At 72.4% G+C, this 15,249-nt stretch carries 19 protein-coding genes; 17 read left to right on the top strand and 2 right to left on the bottom strand.

Annotated features, from left to right (window positions below; genetic code table 11):
* Nucleotides 1–183 precede the first annotated feature (183 nt).
* The gene (locus tag GB864_RS11195; RefSeq protein WP_336603966.1) at nucleotides 184–606 is read left to right on the top strand and encodes a M23 family metallopeptidase; all 423 of its coding nucleotides are present in this window, start codon (nucleotides 184–186) and stop codon (nucleotides 604–606) included.
* 153 nt (nucleotides 607–759) lie between these two features.
* Complete coding sequence (locus GB864_RS11190; RefSeq protein WP_202107168.1) at nucleotides 760–1,170, top strand: four-helix bundle copper-binding protein; 411 nt, start codon at nucleotides 760–762, stop codon at nucleotides 1,168–1,170.
* Nucleotides 1,171–1,231: 61 nt separating this feature from the next.
* Here GB864_RS11190 and GB864_RS11185 read toward each other — a convergent pair whose 3' ends face one another.
* On the bottom strand, nucleotides 1,232–1,507 hold the full coding sequence (locus tag GB864_RS11185) for a hypothetical protein (protein WP_160425052.1): 276 nt from the start codon (nucleotides 1,505–1,507) through the stop codon (nucleotides 1,232–1,234).
* Between the two features lie 315 nt (nucleotides 1,508–1,822).
* Nucleotides 1,823–2,314 (bottom strand): inorganic diphosphatase, encoded by a 492-nt coding sequence (ppa, locus tag GB864_RS11180; RefSeq protein ID WP_160425050.1) that lies wholly within the window; start codon nucleotides 2,312–2,314, stop codon nucleotides 1,823–1,825.
* A gap of 72 nt (nucleotides 2,315–2,386) precedes the next feature.
* Between ppa and tilS the strand changes: the two genes are divergently transcribed.
* The 15 genes from tilS to GB864_RS11105 all read left to right on the top strand — a co-directional run bounded on the left by tilS (nucleotide 2,387) and on the right by GB864_RS11105 (nucleotide 15,249).
* Nucleotides 2,387–3,448 (top strand): tRNA lysidine(34) synthetase TilS, encoded by a 1,062-nt coding sequence (tilS, locus tag GB864_RS11175; protein ID WP_160425048.1) that lies wholly within the window; start codon nucleotides 2,387–2,389, stop codon nucleotides 3,446–3,448.
* Nucleotides 3,449–3,655: 207 nt separating this feature from the next.
* Entirely contained in the window at nucleotides 3,656–4,207 is a 552-nt protein-coding gene (gene hpt / locus GB864_RS11170) for a hypoxanthine phosphoribosyltransferase (RefSeq protein WP_160425046.1), read from the top strand.
* A 105-nt stretch (nucleotides 4,208–4,312) separates the two neighbouring features.
* Nucleotides 4,313–6,340, top strand: a complete 2,028-nt coding sequence (ftsH, locus tag GB864_RS11165; RefSeq protein ID WP_160425044.1) for an ATP-dependent zinc metalloprotease FtsH — start codon at nucleotides 4,313–4,315, stop codon at nucleotides 6,338–6,340.
* 86 nt (nucleotides 6,341–6,426) lie between these two features.
* Nucleotides 6,427–7,041 (top strand): GTP cyclohydrolase I, encoded by a 615-nt coding sequence (gene folE, locus GB864_RS11160; RefSeq protein WP_160425042.1) that lies wholly within the window; start codon nucleotides 6,427–6,429, stop codon nucleotides 7,039–7,041.
* The gene (gene folP / locus GB864_RS11155) at nucleotides 7,038–7,868 is read left to right on the top strand and encodes a dihydropteroate synthase (protein ID WP_160425040.1); all 831 of its coding nucleotides are present in this window, start codon (nucleotides 7,038–7,040) and stop codon (nucleotides 7,866–7,868) included. Before folE ends, folP begins: the two co-directional genes overlap by 4 nt.
* A complete protein-coding gene (gene folB / locus GB864_RS11150) occupies nucleotides 7,852–8,223 on the top strand; it encodes a dihydroneopterin aldolase (protein ID WP_336603965.1) in 372 nt (123 codons plus the stop codon). Before folP ends, folB begins: the two co-directional genes overlap by 17 nt.
* Nucleotides 8,220–8,756: a 2-amino-4-hydroxy-6-hydroxymethyldihydropteridine diphosphokinase gene (gene folK / locus GB864_RS11145; protein ID WP_160425036.1), complete on the top strand. Its 537-nt coding sequence runs from the start codon at nucleotides 8,220–8,222 to the stop codon at nucleotides 8,754–8,756. Before folB ends, folK begins: the two co-directional genes overlap by 4 nt.
* Entirely contained in the window at nucleotides 8,753–9,226 is a 474-nt protein-coding gene (locus GB864_RS11140) for a DUF3180 family protein (RefSeq protein ID WP_160425034.1), read from the top strand. The genes folK and GB864_RS11140 overlap by 4 nt, the downstream gene beginning before the upstream one ends.
* Nucleotides 9,216–9,869 carry a PH domain-containing protein gene (locus tag GB864_RS11135; protein WP_160425032.1) on the top strand — a complete coding sequence of 218 codons (654 nt, stop codon included), beginning with the start codon at nucleotides 9,216–9,218 and terminating at the stop codon, nucleotides 9,867–9,869. Before GB864_RS11140 ends, GB864_RS11135 begins: the two co-directional genes overlap by 11 nt.
* Entirely contained in the window at nucleotides 9,866–11,545 is a 1,680-nt protein-coding gene (locus tag GB864_RS11130; protein ID WP_160425030.1) for a PH domain-containing protein, read from the top strand. Before GB864_RS11135 ends, GB864_RS11130 begins: the two co-directional genes overlap by 4 nt.
* Complete coding sequence (locus tag GB864_RS11125) at nucleotides 11,542–12,252, top strand: Rossmann-like and DUF2520 domain-containing protein (RefSeq protein WP_160425028.1); 711 nt, start codon at nucleotides 11,542–11,544, stop codon at nucleotides 12,250–12,252. The genes GB864_RS11130 and GB864_RS11125 overlap by 4 nt, the downstream gene beginning before the upstream one ends.
* A gap of 56 nt (nucleotides 12,253–12,308) precedes the next feature.
* Nucleotides 12,309–13,193, top strand: a complete 885-nt coding sequence (panC, locus tag GB864_RS11120; protein ID WP_160425027.1) for a pantoate--beta-alanine ligase — start codon at nucleotides 12,309–12,311, stop codon at nucleotides 13,191–13,193.
* Between the two features lie 83 nt (nucleotides 13,194–13,276).
* Nucleotides 13,277–14,794: a lysine--tRNA ligase gene (gene lysS, locus GB864_RS11115; RefSeq protein WP_160425025.1), complete on the top strand. Its 1,518-nt coding sequence runs from the start codon at nucleotides 13,277–13,279 to the stop codon at nucleotides 14,792–14,794.
* Nucleotides 14,794–14,937, top strand: a complete 144-nt coding sequence (locus GB864_RS11110) for a hypothetical protein (protein WP_160425023.1) — start codon at nucleotides 14,794–14,796, stop codon at nucleotides 14,935–14,937. The genes lysS and GB864_RS11110 overlap by 1 nt, the downstream gene beginning before the upstream one ends.
* 126 nt (nucleotides 14,938–15,063) lie before the next feature.
* A complete protein-coding gene (locus GB864_RS11105; RefSeq protein ID WP_160425021.1) occupies nucleotides 15,064–15,249 on the top strand; it encodes a hypothetical protein in 186 nt (61 codons plus the stop codon).

Raw genomic sequence — 15,249 nt, 5'->3', positions numbered from 1 at the left:
CCCCCCCCCCCCCCCCCCCCCGCCCCGCCCCCCCCTGCCCCGCCATTGCCAGGCCGGAGACGGCAACCGTGGTGGCTAAGTGACTGGACCTCAGACGTGTGCTCCTCCGATCCCCCGGCTGCGGCGGCGGCCGCAGCGGCCAACGGCGGCGGCAGCGGCGGTGGCGGCGGATCCTCGGTCGGCGTGGACGGCTGGACGAAGCCCGCGTACGGCTGGATCTCGGGCACCTTCGGCCCGCGTCCGGTGATCTGCGCGGGTGACGGATGCTCGTCGCCGTACCACTCGGGGCTCGACATCGCGGCCGGGTGCGGGGCGGCGATCCGCGCGGCCCACAGCGGCACGGTGTCGTACGCGGGCTACATCAACAACTCGTGGGGCAACTACGTCAAGATCTCGCACGGCGGCGGCATCTCCACGGCGTACGCCCACATCAAACCCGGCGGCATCATCGTCGGCGCGGGCCAGAGCGTCCAAGCCGGGCAGGTGATCGCCTACGTCGGCAGCACCGGTGCGTCCAACGGCTGCCATCTGCATTTCGAAGTTTGGAACGGCGGCGGCCGCATCAATCCGCTCGGCTTCATGGCCGATCGCGGCATCACCTGGTGAACCTTCCGGCGTGAACAGCGCGTTACCGCTCGGCCCGAAACCGTGACGCATTGCGCCGGCCTTCGTAGCATGGCGCGCGGGGGAGCGTTCGAGCATCGACGGTCGCGGACCGCGGGGGCGCATCCTGCGAAAGGGGCGGTATCCGTGATGGATATGAGCGAGATGATGAACGCGACGATGGCCGACGAGGGCATGACGATGATGGCGGAGATGGATTCCGCCATGATGATGCGGATGACGGAGGCGATGAGCGCCTGCATGCAGGCCTGTCTCATGTGCGCCGACGCCGACGGCGGCGAGGGGATGGCCCGCTGCGCCGCCATGTGCGCGAACTGCGCCGACATGTGTCAGACGATGATGCGGATGCTCCTGCGCCCCAGCGGGATGGACATGATGGTCATGTCGTCGATGGCGAACTCGGTCATGGTCATGTGCCGGGCCTGCTCGGCCGAGTGCATGATGCACGCCGACGAGCACGAGCACTGCCGCATGTGCGCGATGGCGTGCGACGAGGCCGCCATGGCGTGCGAGGAGATGCTCGCCGCGATGAAGATGATGGGCTGAGCCGCCGGTAGCACCTGCAGAGTCGCACGGACACGCGAGCCGACCGGCCGGTCGGCGCCGATCAGAGCGCGCTGAGGTCGAGCACGTCGGCGCGCACGTCGCCGATCGCGAGGATGCCGTAGACGGCGTGGATCGCGACGGGCGCGCCCGTCGCGAGCTCGGCGAGCGCCGGCTCGGCGTGGGCGAGGATGCGCCGCTCGCCGGTCTCGACGAGCACGGCCTCGAGGGCGGTCTCGCCGGCTGCGACGACGATCGCGTCGAGGAAGCGGCTGGGGGTGGCGTCGGCGAGGCGGACGCGCATCATTCGGGCGATCCCCGAAGTGCCGATGGCGGTCATGCGCTCCTCCTCTCCACGTCCGTGCGCAGGGTGCGCCGGAACTGGTCGATTCGGTTACGGTACGCCGACGGCCCGGCGCATGCGCGCCGGGCCGTCATGGGGCGAAACATCGCCGGTCGAGGGGCTCTCGCTGGTCTCGAGACGGCCGCGAGCGGCCTACTCGACCGACGAAGCCCGTTGGTCGAGTAGCGAAGCGTATCGAGACCAGGTGCGGAGGTCTCGATACGGCCGCGAGCGGCCTACTCGACCAACGAAGCTCGCTGGTCGAGTAGCGAAGCGTATCGAGACCGGGTGCGGCCTCCTCGACAAGCGGCGTCAGTGACCGGTGGGGACGTACGCCTCGATCGCCTTGGCGATGAGCCCCTCGGCGGCCTCGGCGCCCTCCCAGCCCTCGGTCTTGACCCACTTGCCGGGCTCGAGGTCCTTGTAGTGCTCGAAGAAGTGCTCGATCTCCTTGCGGGTGAACTCGGGCACGTCGTCCAGGTCCTGGATGTGGTTCCAGCGGGGGTCGCCGGCCGGCACCGCGATGACCTTGGCGTCGCCGCCGCCGTCGTCGGTCATGTGGAACACGGCCACGGGGCGCACCTTGACGCCGACGCCCGGGAACAGCGGGTAGTCGAGCAGCACGAGCACGTCCAGCGGGTCGCCGTCGTCGCCGAGCGTGTTCTCGAAGTAGCCGTAGTCGGTGGGGTACACGAAGGTCGTGTAGAGCACGCGGTCGAGGAACACCCGACCGGTCTCGTGGTCGACCTCGTACTTGTTGCGCGACCCCTTCGGGATCTCGATGACGGCGTTGTACTCGCCCATTGGATGTCTCCTGTCGGTGAAGTCTCGCCGGCCGCCCAGGGGCGGGCGCGAACGGCGGAATAAGGTTACTCGATGCCCTCCGAGAGCCCAGCGGGCGCGGTCCCCGCCGACCGCCGACCCCGACTGACCCCGCCGATCGCCGACGTGCGACGGTCCGTCCGGGGCGTCCTCGAGCCGCTGCCCGAAGCCGCCCTCGTGCTCGTCGCGCTCTCCGGCGGGGCCGACTCGCTCGCGCTCGCCGCGGGCGTCGCGTTCGAGGCGCCGAGGGCCGGATGCCGCGCCGGCGCGGTCATCGTCGACCACGGACTGCAGGAGGGGTCGGCCGAGGTCGCCGAGCGGGCTGCGGCCGCGGCACGGGGGCTCGGACTCGATCCCGTGCGGGTCGTGCGCGTCGAGGTCGGCGTCGACGGCGGGCCCGAGGGCGCCGCGCGGGAGGCGCGCTACGGGGCACTCGAAGCGGCGGCCCGGGAGACCGGCGCTGCGGCGGTGCTCACCGCCCACACCCTCGACGACCAGGCCGAGACCGTGCTGCTCGGCCTCGCCCGCGGTTCCGGCGCCACGAGCCTCGCGGGCATCGCCCCCGACTCGACCCGCCGCGGCGTGCGGTACCTGCGGCCGCTCCTCGGCATCCGCCGCGCCGAGACGCGCGCCGCGTGCGCCGACGCCGGGCTCGAACCGTGGGACGACCCGCACAACGCCGACCCCGCCTACGCGCGCGTGCGGGTGCGCGAACTGGTGCTGCCGGTGCTCGAGGCCGAGCTCGGACCGGGCGTCGCCGAGGCGCTCGCGCGCACCGCCGAGCAGCTCCGCGAGGACGAGTCGGCCTTCGACGCCCAGATCGAGGAGTTCATCGAGGAGGTCTGCGCGCCCGCGGAGGCCGGCATCGCCGTCGAGGCGGCCTTCCTGCTGCACAACCCCGCGGCACTGCGCCAGCGGGTCATCCGCCATGTCGTCGCGAGCGAGTTCGCCGTGTCACTGAGCCGATCGCAGACGCTCGAGGTCGCGCGGCTCGTCACCGACTGGCACGGGCAGGGCCCGATCGACCTGCCCGGCGGGGTGCAGGCGGCGCGCATCCGCACGCACGTGGTCTTCTCGACGACGGGCTCGACGGAGCTGCTGCCGCACGACCACTGATGGAATCGTCGGTCGAGTAGGCGCGCAGCGCCGTATCGAGACCAGGTCCGGGGTCTCGATACGGGCTCCGCCCTACTCGACCGGCGGAGGCCCGGGGGTCTCGATACGGGCTTCGCCCTACTCGACCGGCGTTCGGCGGAGGGGCGCTCCCCAGGTGCGCCGAATAGGCTGGTGGCGACGCGCATCCGATCAACGAAGGGCCGGCGCATGCGAGCGAGCGACATCCAGGACGACCTCACCGAGGTCCTCGTCACCGAGGCCGAGATCCACGCGAAGCTCGACGAGCTCGCCGACCGCATCGAGGCGGACTACGTGGGCGAGGAACTGCTCGTCGTCGGCGTCCTGCGCGGCGCCGTCATGGTCATGGCCGATCTCGTGCGCGCCCTCGACCGACACGTCGAGATGGACTGGATGGCCGTCTCCTCCTACGGTGCGGGCACGAAGTCATCCGGTGTCGTGAAGATCCTGAAGGACCTCGACACCGACATCAGCGGCCGGCACGTGCTCATCGTCGAGGACATCATCGACTCCGGCCTCACGCTCGACTGGCTGCAGCGCAACCTCGTCGGCCGCGGCGCCGCCTCCGTCGAGATCTGCGCGCTGTTCCGCAAGCCGGATGCCGCGAAGGTCGAGGTCGACGTCCGCTACGTCGGCTTCGACATCCCGAACGCGTTCGTCGTCGGCTACGGGCTCGACTACGCCGAGAAGTACCGCAACCTCCGCGACGTCGGCGTGCTCGCTCCCCACGTGTACTCCTGAACCACTTGCGCCGGACCTCCCGGCGCACTCCCGTCCGGGCGCGGGCAAGCCGTCAGCGAACATGCAGGGCGTCCGCAGAAGCCCGCTTGTACCCTGTGGAGCACCATGAACATGAAGAAGATCCTGCGCGGCCCGATCATCTACATCCTGCTGGCGATCGTGGCCGTCTGGATCGGCACGTCGCTCATCACCGCGTCCGGGTTCCGCGAGGTCTCGACGCAGCAGGGCCTCGAGTTCCTCGCCGACGGCAAGGTCGACGAGGCGAAGATCGTGGACGGCGAGAACCGCGTCGACCTCACGCTCACCACCGCCGACGACGAGTACGGCGAGCAGGTGCGCTTCTACTACGTGACACCCCGCGGCGCCGACGTGGTGGCGGCCGTGGATGCGGCCGCCGCGGACTCGCTCGAGGGCGGCTACACCGACGAGGTGCCGCAGGACAGCTGGTTCCTGTCCCTCCTCGGCATCCTGCTGCCGCTGCTGCTCATCGGCGTCTTCTTCTGGATCATGCTCTCCGGCATGCAGGGCGGCGGCAACAAGGTCATGCAGTTCGGCAAGTCGCGCGCCAAGCTCGTCTCGAAGGAGTCGCCCACGGTGACCTTCAACGACGTCGCCGGCTCCGACGAGGCCCTCGAGGAGCTCGCGGAGATCAAGGAGTTCCTGCAGGACCCGGCCAAGTTCCAGGCCGTCGGCGCCCGCATCCCCAAGGGCGTGCTGCTCTACGGCCCTCCCGGCACCGGTAAGACCCTCCTCGCGCGCGCCGTCGCCGGTGAGGCGGGCGTGCCCTTCTACTCCATCTCCGGTTCGGACTTCGTCGAGATGTTCGTCGGCGTCGGCGCGAGCCGCGTCCGCGACCTCTTCGAGCAGGCCAAGCAGAACGCGCCGGCCATCATCTTCGTCGACGAGATCGACGCCGTCGGCCGGCACCGCGGCGCGGGCCTCGGCGGCGGCCACGACGAGCGCGAGCAGACGCTCAACCAGCTGCTCGTCGAGATGGACGGCTTCGACCCGAAGACCAACGTCATCCTGATCGCGGCGACCAACCGCCCCGACATCCTCGACCCGGCGCTGCTGCGCCCGGGCCGCTTCGACCGCCAGATCGGCGTCGACGCCCCCGACCTCAAGGGCCGCCAGCGCATCCTCGAGGTGCACTCGAAGGGCAAGCCGCTCGCCAAGGGCGTCGACCTCGAGGTGCTCGCGCGCAAGACGCCGGGCTTCACGGGCGCCGACCTCGCGAACGTGCTCAACGAGGCCGCGCTGCTCACGGCGCGCTCGAACGCGCAGCTCATCGACAACCGCGCCCTCGACGAGGCCGTCGACCGCGTCATCGCCGGTCCGCAGCGCCGCACGCGCGTCATGAAGGACAAGGAGAAGCTCATCACGGCCTACCACGAGGGCGGACACGCGCTCGCGGCGGCGGCGATGAACTACACCGACCCCGTCACGAAGATCACGATCCTCCCGCGCGGCCGCGCCCTCGGCTACACGATGGTGCTCCCGCTGGAAGACAAGTACTCGGTCACCCGCAACGAGCTGCTCGACCAGCTCACGTACGCCATGGGCGGCCGCGTCGCGGAGGAGATCGTCTTCCACGACCCGTCGACGGGCGCCTCGAACGACATCGAGAAGGCCACCGCGACCGCGCGCAAGATGGTCACCGAGTACGGCATGTCCGCCACGGTCGGCGCCGTCAAGCTCGGCCAGTCGCAGGGCGAGGTCTTCCTCGGCCGCGACATGGGCCACCAGCGCGACTACTCGGAGGACATCGCCGAGACGGTCGACGCCGAGGTGCGCAAGCTCATCGAGCAGGCGCACGACGAGGCGTGGCAGGTGCTCAACGCGAACCGCGACATCCTCGACCGTCTGGCGCGCGAGCTGCTCGAGCAGGAGACGCTCGACCACAACCAGATCGCCGAGATCTTCGCCGATGTGCAGAAGCTCGACGAGCGCCCGCTGTGGCTCTCGAGCGACAAGCGCCCCGTCTCCGACCGCCCGCCGATCACCTTCCCGGAAGAGAAGATGCCGATCGACCCGGGCGCGACCGACGGCGGCATCGACTCGGCCGACGTGCCCGTCGAGACGGCGACGCCGCAGCGCCCGCCGCACTCGAACCCCCGGCCGGCGACGGCCTGACGGGTTCCGGGCCCCGCGGATCGCGGGGCCCGCTCCCGTTTCCGGGGGAGGATGGACGGGAAACCGACGGCCGGAAGGAGCGTTCGATGGCAGTGGACCGGGATCGGATCGAGGCGGCCGTCCGCGAGATCCTGCTCGCGATCGGGGAGGACCCGGCGCGGCCGGGGCTCGAGCGCACGCCGCAGCGCGTCGCCGAGGCGTACGGCGAGTTCTTCGGCGGCCTCGAGGTCGACCCGCTGAGCCACCTCGAGGGCTCCGTGTCGGTCGCGTCGACGGATGACTCGCCGGAGCGGCCGGGCGCCGAGGCGGTGCACGACTCGACCGGCGAGGCGGTGATCCTGCGCGATCTCGCCTTCCGCTCGGTGTGCGAGCACCACCTCCTGCCCTTCGTCGGCACCGCCCACGTGGCGTACGTGCCCGGCGACCGGGTCGTCGGCCTCGGCCGCATCCCGGCGGTCGTCGACACCCTCGCCGCGCGGCCGCAGCTCCAGGAGCGGCTCGGCGAGGAGATCGCCGACGTGCTCGTGGCGGGCCTCGAACCGAAGGGCGTGCTCGTCGTACTCGACGCCCAGCACCGTTGCGTCACGACGCGCGGCGGCCGCCAGGAGCGCAGCTCGATCGTCACCGTCGCAAGCCGCGGCGTGCTCGCCGAGCCCGTCGCCCGCGCCGAGATCATGACCCTGATCGGAGCCCCGCGATGAGCCGCGCCGCGCCGCGCACCCGCATCATGGGCGTCGTCAACGTGACGCCCGACTCGTTCAGCGACGGCGGCCGCTGGTTCGACCACGAGGCGGCGATCCGCCACGGCCTCGACCTCGTGCGCGAGGGCGCCGAGATCCTCGACGTCGGCGGCGAGTCGACGCGCCCCGGCGCCGCGCGAGTGCCCGTCGACGAGGAGATCCGCCGCACCGTGCCGGTCATCCGGGAGCTCGCGGGTCGAGGCATCCGGGTGTCGATTGACACGATGCGCGCCGAGACCGCGCGCGCCGCCGTCGAAGCCGGCGCCGAGATCGTCAACGACGTCTCCGCGGGTCTCGCCGACCCCGGCATGGTGCCGCTCGTCGCCGAACTCGGCTCGACGTACGTCGCGATGCACTGGCGCGGCCACTCCGACCGCATGGACGCCCTCAACGTGTACGAGGACCTCGCGCTCGAGGTGCGCGACGAGCTCGCACTGCGCGTCGACGCCCTGCTCGCGGCCGGCGTCGATCGCACCAAGATCGTGCTCGACCCGGGACTCGGGTTCTCGAAGGTCGGCGCCCAGAACTGGGAGCTGCTCGGGCGCCTCGACGAACTGCACGCCCTCGGCTTCCCGCTGCTCATCGGGGCGTCGCGCAAGCGGTTCCTCGCGCCGCTGCTGCCCGAGGGCGCGACGCCGGCCGACCGCGATCTGCCGACGGCCGTCGTGAGCGCCCTCTCGGCGCAGTCCGGGGCCTGGGCGGTGCGCGTGCACGACGTGCGGGCCACCCGGATCGCCCTCGGCGTCATGGACGCATGGCAGCATGGGGAACGTGGCGAGCGTGCGTGACCGGATCACTCTGACGGGGCTGCGCGTGCGCGCCAACCACGGCGTCTTCGACTTCGAGCGCAACGACGGGCAGACCTTCGTCATCGACGTCGTCGCCCACGTCGATCTGGCCCCCGCGGCCGCGGGCGACGCGCTCGAGCGCACCGTGCACTACGGCGTGCTCGCGCAGCAGGTGCACGACGCCGTGGCCGCCGACCCCGTCGACCTCATCGAGACCGTCGCCGAGCGCGTGGCCGCCGTCGCCCTCGCGCACGAGGCGGTCGAGCTCGTCGAGGTCACCGTCCACAAGCCCGAAGCGCCCATCGCGGTCGCCTTCGACGACGTCTCCGTCACCGTCGTGCGGGGGCGCGCATGACGCCGGATGCCGCGGGCGGCGCCCGCGCCGAACGCCTCGCCGTCATCGCCTACGGCTCGAACCTCGGCGACCGCGCGGCCCTGCTCGACGCCGCCGTCGCCGACCTCGGCGCCGCAGCGGGCGTGCGGCTCGTCGACGAGTCGCCACGCTACGAGACGCCGGCGCAGAAGCTCACGGGCGTCGACGAGGGCGCACCGCGCTACCTCAACGGGGTCGTGCGGGTCGCGACGACGCTCGACCCGCTCGACCTCCTCGACGTGCTCCAGGCCATCGAGGCCGCGCACGGCCGGGTGCGCGTCGAGCGCTGGGGCGACCGCACCCTCGACCTCGACCTGATCGACGTCGAGGGCCTCGACCATGAGGATGCCCGGCTGACGCTCCCGCACCCGCGGGCCGCCGAGCGCGCCTTCGTGCTCCAGCCCTGGCTCGACCTCGACCCGGCGGCCGTGCTCGACGGCCGGAGCGTCGCGGAGCTCCGTGCGGCCGCGGCCGACGTCGTCGTCCGCGCCGACGCGACGGGGAGCCCCTCGTGACCCGCACCCACGTGTCGACCGTGCTCGCCTACGTGCTGGGCGGGCTCGTGCTCGGCTGGCTCGGCGAGATCGCCGTCGTCGCCGCGGGCGGTGCCGCGCTCGTGCCGCCGTGGTCGCTCCCGCTCACGCTCGTGCTCATCGCCGGCATCGTCGTCGGCTTCGCGTGGCCGATCCGGCGTGCCGTGCAGGGCAAGTCGAAGGCCCGCCTCGATCCGTTCCGTGCGATGCGGATCGCCGTGCTCGCGAAGGCCAGCACCGCGGTCGGCGCGCTCGTGCTCGGCGTCGGGGGCGGATTCGCGGTGTTCCTCGCGACCCGCACCGTGCCCCAGACCGACGCCGTCTGGCTCTCGCTCGGCACCGCGGCCGGAGCCCTCGTGCTGCTGGCCGGCGGACTCGTCGCCGAATGGTGCTGCACCCTCCCGCCTCCCGAAGAACCCGAACCCGACGAGGATCACGCGCATGCACGTTGACCCCGCCCGCGACGACGCGGACGACGCCGCCCCGGCGACCCCGGAGCCGGCCCCCGCGGCGCCGGTCGCACCCGAGGCCCCCGCCGAGCCGTTCGAACCGGACGCCGTGCCCGAGGCATCCGCAGTGCTGCCGGAGCCGGCCGCGCCCGAGCTCGACCCCGTGGCGCCCGCATTCGACGACGACGGGCAGTGGCACCGGGTCTCGCCGAAGTTCATCGTCGTCGAGGTCGTCGGCTCGCTCGTCGCCCTCGTCGTGACGGTCGCCGTCATCGCCCTCGTGGCCTACTTCGCCGAGTGGCGGTGGGCGTGGTGGGTCGGCGGCGCGGTCGCGGTCGTGTCCATCGTCTCCATCGCCTTCGAGCCGCGCCGCGTGCGCTCGATCGGCTACCGCCTCCGCCGCGACGACCTCGTGTTCCGGCGGGGCATCATGTTCCAGCGCCAGGTCGCGGTGCCCTACGGGCGGATGCAGCTCGTCGACCTCACCCGCAGCCCCGTGGCGCGCTGGCTCGGGCTCGCCGAGCTGAAGTTCGTGACGGCCGCCGCGGCGACCGCCGTCGTCGTGCCGGGCCTCCCGCTCGAGGAGGCCGAAGCGCTCCGCGACGAGCTCGTCGCCCTCGCCGAGACCCGACGGGCGGGCCTGTGACCGACGGCGCCGGCCCGGACGTCCCGCCCTCGGGCGGCCCCGGCGGACCCGTCAGCGCGGGCGACGACCCGCAGGACATCGCGCCGGTCGTACCGGGGCCCGGCGGCTCCGGCGGTTCCGGCCTCGCCGACGGCGAGTGGCACCGACTGCATCCGGCGAGCCCCCTGCTGCGCGGCGGCCTCGTCTTCATCGCGGTGCTCGGCTTCCTCATCGCGAACCTCCGCGACCAGCTCGTCGCGATCGCCATCGCGGTGTTCGGCGGCGCTCCCGAGCGTCCCGATCCCGAGACCGAGTTCGAGCAGTACGAGCGCTGGGCGGAGGACCCGATCACGGCGCTCGTCGTGAACGGGCTCGTCGGCTGGGCGGTCGTCGCGGTCGTCGTGGTCGTGCTCGCGGTCATCGGCGGCTACGCGCTGGCCTGGCGGCTGCACACGTTCCGCGTGACCGCCGACGCGGTCGAGGTGCGCAGCGGCATCCTCTTCCGCACCCATCGCAGCGCCCGGCTCGACCGCATCCAGACGGTCAACCTGTCGCGGCCGTTCTTCGCCCGGCTCTTCGGCACCGCGAAGCTCGAGGTCGCCGTCGCCGGTCAGGACGGCAACGTGCAGCTGGCCTACCTCGGCTCCGACGCGGCGGAGGCGCTGCGCCGCGACGTGCTCCGCCTCGCCGCGGGCATCCGATCGCGCTCTGCCGGACCCGCCGAGGGCACGGCCTCGGCGCCGGGGACCCCGCAGTCGGTCCGCGACCGGCTCGCGCACCGGGTCGACGACTTCCTCGCGCCCGAGCTCGACCCCGACCTCGCGCCCGCCGAGTCGGTCGTGCACCTGCCGATCGGGCGGGTGATCGCCTCCACAGTGCTGAGCAGCGCGACGGTCATGCTCCTGATCTTCGTCGGCGTCGTCATCTGGGGCGCGGTCGCCGGCACGCCGTGGGTGCTCGTGAGCTTCCTGCCCGCCGTCATCGGCCTCCTCGGCTACTACTGGACGCGCATCTCGAAGTCGCTGCGGTACTCGATCGCACCGACCGCCCACGGCGTGCGCGTCGGCCACGGCCTGCTCTCCACGGGCAGCCAGACGCTGCCGCCCGGTCGCATCCACGCCGTGCAGGTCTCGCAGCCGCTCCTGTGGCGGATCTTCGGCTGGTACCTCGTGCAGATCGACATCGCCGGCCAGTCGGCGCGCGCGGGCGAGGCGCTGCAGCAGACGACGGTGCTGCCGGTCGGCACGCTGGCCGACGCGCGCCGGGTCGTCGCGCTGCTGCTGCCCGACGGCGCGAGCGCGCTCGATCCGTTCGTGGCGCCCGGCACGACGGGGCGCGCGGGCGGCGACGGCTTCAGCGTCTCGCCGCGATCTGCGCGCTGGGTGCGGCCGTTCTCGTGGCGGCGCACCGGCTGGGCCCTCGCCGACGACGCCGTGCTGCTGCGGCGGGGTGCGCTCACGCGCCGGCTCGTGATCGTGCCGCTCGCCCGGATGCAGTCGGTCGCGATCCGTCGCGGACCGGTGCGCCGCGCGCTCGGCCTCGCGAGCCTCCACGTGCACACCGTGACCGGCCCGGTCACGGCGCTGCTGCCCGTGATCGGCGAGGTCGACGGCTCGGCGCTGTACGAACGGCTCTCGGCGGATGCGGTGGGCGCCGCGTCGCGCGATCGTGCGTCGGACGAGGAGGAGCGCGCATGAGCCCGGAGCGGGCCGGACGGCTCGGCGTCGGCACGGTCGGCGCCGGACGCGTGGGCACGGTGCTCGCCTCGGCGCTCGCCGGCGCGGGCCACGCCTTGACGGGCATCTCGGCGGTCTCGGCCGCCTCGGTCGAGCGGGCGGAGACGATGCTGCCGTTCGTGCCGATCCTGCCCGTGCCCGAGGTGGTGCGCCGCAGCGAGCTCGTGCTGCTCGCCGTGCCGGCCGACGAACTGCCCGACCTCGTCGCCGGACTGGCCGCGACGGGGGACTGGCAGCCGGGGCAGCTCGTGCTGCACACCGCGGCCCGCTTCGGCACCGACGTGCTCGCCCCGGCCCGTGCGGCTGGCGCGATTCCGCTCGCCATCCACCCGGCGATGCAGTTCACCGGCACGAGCCTCGACCTCGGCCGCCTCGCGGGCACGTGGTTCGCGGTCACCGCCCCCGCCCCGGTGCTCCCGATCGGCCAGGCGCTCGTCGTCGAGATGGGCGGCGAGCCGTTCGTCGTCGCCGAAGCCGACCGGCCCGCCTACGCCGAGGCCATCGAGACGGCGGTCTCGTTCTCGAGCGCGATCGTCGATCAGTCGGCCGGCCTGCTCGGCGACATCGGCGCACCGAGTCCGGGACGCATCCTCGCCCCGCTCGTGCGCTCGGCCGTCGAGAACGCGCTCGCCCGGCACTCGCCGACGCTGCCCGACGACCCGCTCTGACCCGCCCCGACCGGCCGGGAGGCCGCGATCGGGCGGGGCGCGTAGGCTGGAACCCCGTGAGTCACGAATCCGGCGCACGGCCGCTCGTCGTCCAGACGAAGGCGCAGCTGCGCGAACACCTCGACCGATCCCGCGCCGCCGGCGCGCGGGTCGCGCTCGTGCCCACGATGGGCGCACTCCACGACGGGCACCTCGCGCTCGTCGACCGGGCCCGCGAGCTCGCCGACGTCGTCGTCGTGTCGATCTTCGTGAACCCGCTCCAGTTCGGCGCCGGCGAGGACCTCGATCAATACCCCCGCACGCTCGACGCCGACGTCGCCGCGCTGACGGTCCACGACGTCGACGTCGTCTTCGCCCCGAGCGCCGCCGAGATGTACCCGGACGGCACCCCGTCGACGACCGTCCACGCCGGTCCGGCGGGCGCCTCCTTCGAGGGCGCCGTGCGACCCGGCCATTTCGACGGGATGCTCACCGTCGTCGCGAAGCTCTTCGGCATCAGCGAGGCGGATGTCGCGTGCTTCGGCCGCAAGGACGCGCAGCAGGCCTTCCTCGTGCGCCGCATGGTCGCCGACCTCGACCTGCCGATCGAGATCGAGGTCGTGCCGACCGTGCGGGATCAGGACGGGCTCGCACGCTCCAGCCGCAACCGCTACCTCTCCGAGTCGGAGCGCGCCGAGGCGCTCGTGCTCCACGACGCACTGGACGCGGCCGCGCGCGCGGGACTGGCCGGTGCCGGTGCCGCCGGTGCCGTCGCCGCCGGTGCAGCCGTCTTCGCGGAGCATCCGGGGGTCGTACTCGACTACTTCGCGATCGTCGACCCCGCGACGTTCGAGCCGGTGGGCGCGGATGCCGCGGGCGACGTCCTGGCGATCACCGCCGCGCGGCTCGGCACCACGCGCCTGCTCGACAACGCACCCCTGACCCTCGTCCCAGCATCCTGACGACCGGCCGAACTAGGCTGGACCATCGGACCGACGCCCCGACCGGGCGCGGAACACCCCACGACGTCGACCGAGAGAGACACATGGCCGAGAACGAAACGCCCCCCGCCGAGCCCACTGCCGAGGAGATCTCCGAGCAGAAGGCCGTCCGGCTGGGCAAGCGCGACCGGCTGAACGAGCTCGCCGACGGACTCGGCGGCGGCGCGTACCCCGTGGCCCTGCCGATCACCGACACGATCCCGGGCGTGCGTGCGCGCTTCATCACCCTCGTCGACCCCGACACCGCCTCGGGCGAGCGCGTCGGCGTCGCGGGCCGCGTCGTGCACCTGCGCAACACCGGCAAGCTCTGCTTCGCCTCGCTCCAGTCGGGCGACGGCACGCGCATCCAGGCGATGGTCTCGCTCGGCGAGGTCGGCGAGGAGTCGCTCGCGCTCTGGAAGGAGGTCGTCGACCTCGGCGACCACCTGTTCGTGCACGGCGAAGTCATCACGAGCCGTCGCGGCGAGCTCTCGATCATGGTCGACTCGTGGCAGGTCGCGGCAAAGGCCGTGCTGCCGCTGCCGAACCTGCACTCGGAGCTCTCCGAGGAGACGCGCGTGCGCAGCCGCTACCTCGACCTCATCGCGCGCGAGCAGGCCCGCACCAACGTGCTCACCCGCGCCAAGGTCAACCAGAGCCTCCGCCAGACGTTCACCGGGCTCGACTTCGTCGAGGTCGAGACGCCGATGCTGCAGACGCTGCACGGCGGCGCTTCGGCGCGACCGTTCGTGACGCGCTCCAACGCGTTCGACACCGAGCTGTTCCTGCGCATCGCGCCGGAGCTCTACCTCAAGCGCGCCGTCGTCGGCGGCATCGAGCGCGTCTACGAGATCAACCGCAACTTCCGCAACGAGGGCGCCGACTCGACGCACTCGCCCGAGTTCGCGATGCTCGAGGCCTACCAGGCCTACGGCGACTACAACTCGATCGCCGACCTCACGCAGCTGCTCATCCAGAACGCGGCGCTCGCCGTCTCCGGGTCCCACGTCGTCACGTGGGCCGACGGCACCGAGTTCGACCTCGGCGGCCAGTGGGCGCGCATCTCGATGTACGGCTCGCTCTCCGAGGCGATCGGCGAGGAGATCACGCCGGAGACGCCCATCGAGCGCCTGCGCGAGCTCGCCGACGCCGTCGACATCGAGATCGAGCACCCGCTCGCGGGCAAGTACGTCGAGGAGCTCTGGGAGCACCACGTGAAGACCGGCCTCACCGCGCCGACCTTCGTCATGGACTTCCCGCTCGACACGTCGCCCCTCGTCCGCTGGCACCGCACGACGCCGGGCGTCGTCGAGAAGTGGGACCTGTACGTGCGCGGCTTCGAGCTGGCCACGGGCTACTCCGAGCTCGTCGACCCGGTCGTGCAGCGCGAGCGGTTCGTCGAGCAGGCGAAGCTCGCCGCGGGCGGCGACGCCGAGGCGATGCGCCTCGACGAGGACTTCCTGCGCGCCCTCGAGTTCGGCATGCCGCCCTCGGGCGGCATGGGCATGGGCATCGACCGTCTCCTCATGGCCCTCACGGGCCTCGGCATCCGCGAGACGATCCTCTTCCCGCTGGTGAAGTGATGCCCGACTACCTCCCGAAGGACGAGCTCGAGCCGAAGGACCCGAAGAAGCCGTCGTTCACCCGCATCGCGATCTGGGTGGTCGTCGGCGCCATCGGCCTGTACTACGTCGGCAGCGGCATCTTCGGGATGCTCGCGAACTGAAGCCGGCCTCCGCCGGTCGGATGACCGCTCGGGCGGTCATCCGGCCGGCCGAGGCGGCCGTCGTCGCAGGGATCGACGCGGCCCTCGGCGCTTTCCGAGGGTGGCTCGGCGTAGAGTCGGAGGACTATGGACGACTTCTGGCTCGCCGCGATCTGGTCGATCGCCCCGACGATCCTCATCGGACTCATCTTCTGGTTCGTGATGCGGTCGATCCTGCACGCCGATCGCAACGAGCGGAAGGTGTACGCGGAGATCGAGGCCGAGGAGCGCGCGAAGCTCGGCCAGCCGCGCCGGAACCCGCCCACCGCCTAG

Origin of the sequence: Agromyces seonyuensis (assembly GCF_009789225.1) — a bacterium.
Lineage (GTDB): Bacteria > Actinomycetota > Actinomycetes > Actinomycetales > Microbacteriaceae > Agromyces > Agromyces seonyuensis.
The sequence above is the reverse complement of the archived record's forward strand: the minus strand, read 5'-3'. Positions and strand labels throughout refer to the sequence as shown.

Excerpts from the sequence above, each read along its gene's own strand:
- GB864_RS11190 (WP_202107168.1), top strand. The coding sequence starts at position 760 with ATGAGCGAGATGATGAACGCGACGATGGCCGACGAGGGCATGACGATG.
- GB864_RS11185 (WP_160425052.1), bottom strand. The coding sequence starts at position 1,507 with ATGACCGCCATCGGCACTTCGGGGATCGCCCGAATGATGCGCGTCCGC.
- ppa (WP_160425050.1), bottom strand. The coding sequence starts at position 2,314 with ATGGGCGAGTACAACGCCGTCATCGAGATCCCGAAGGGGTCGCGCAAC.
- tilS (WP_160425048.1), top strand. The coding sequence starts at position 2,387 with ATGCCCTCCGAGAGCCCAGCGGGCGCGGTCCCCGCCGACCGCCGACCC.
- hpt (WP_160425046.1), top strand. The coding sequence starts at position 3,656 with ATGCGAGCGAGCGACATCCAGGACGACCTCACCGAGGTCCTCGTCACC.
- ftsH (WP_160425044.1), top strand. The coding sequence starts at position 4,313 with ATGAACATGAAGAAGATCCTGCGCGGCCCGATCATCTACATCCTGCTG.
- folE (WP_160425042.1), top strand. The coding sequence starts at position 6,427 with ATGGCAGTGGACCGGGATCGGATCGAGGCGGCCGTCCGCGAGATCCTG.
- folP (WP_160425040.1), top strand. The coding sequence starts at position 7,038 with ATGAGCCGCGCCGCGCCGCGCACCCGCATCATGGGCGTCGTCAACGTG.
- folK (WP_160425036.1), top strand. The coding sequence starts at position 8,220 with ATGACGCCGGATGCCGCGGGCGGCGCCCGCGCCGAACGCCTCGCCGTC.
- GB864_RS11135 (WP_160425032.1), top strand. The coding sequence starts at position 9,216 with ATGCACGTTGACCCCGCCCGCGACGACGCGGACGACGCCGCCCCGGCG.
- GB864_RS11125 (WP_160425028.1), top strand. The coding sequence starts at position 11,542 with ATGAGCCCGGAGCGGGCCGGACGGCTCGGCGTCGGCACGGTCGGCGCC.
- lysS (WP_160425025.1), top strand. The coding sequence starts at position 13,277 with ATGGCCGAGAACGAAACGCCCCCCGCCGAGCCCACTGCCGAGGAGATC.
- GB864_RS11110 (WP_160425023.1), top strand. The coding sequence starts at position 14,794 with ATGCCCGACTACCTCCCGAAGGACGAGCTCGAGCCGAAGGACCCGAAG.
- GB864_RS11105 (WP_160425021.1), top strand. The coding sequence starts at position 15,064 with ATGGACGACTTCTGGCTCGCCGCGATCTGGTCGATCGCCCCGACGATC.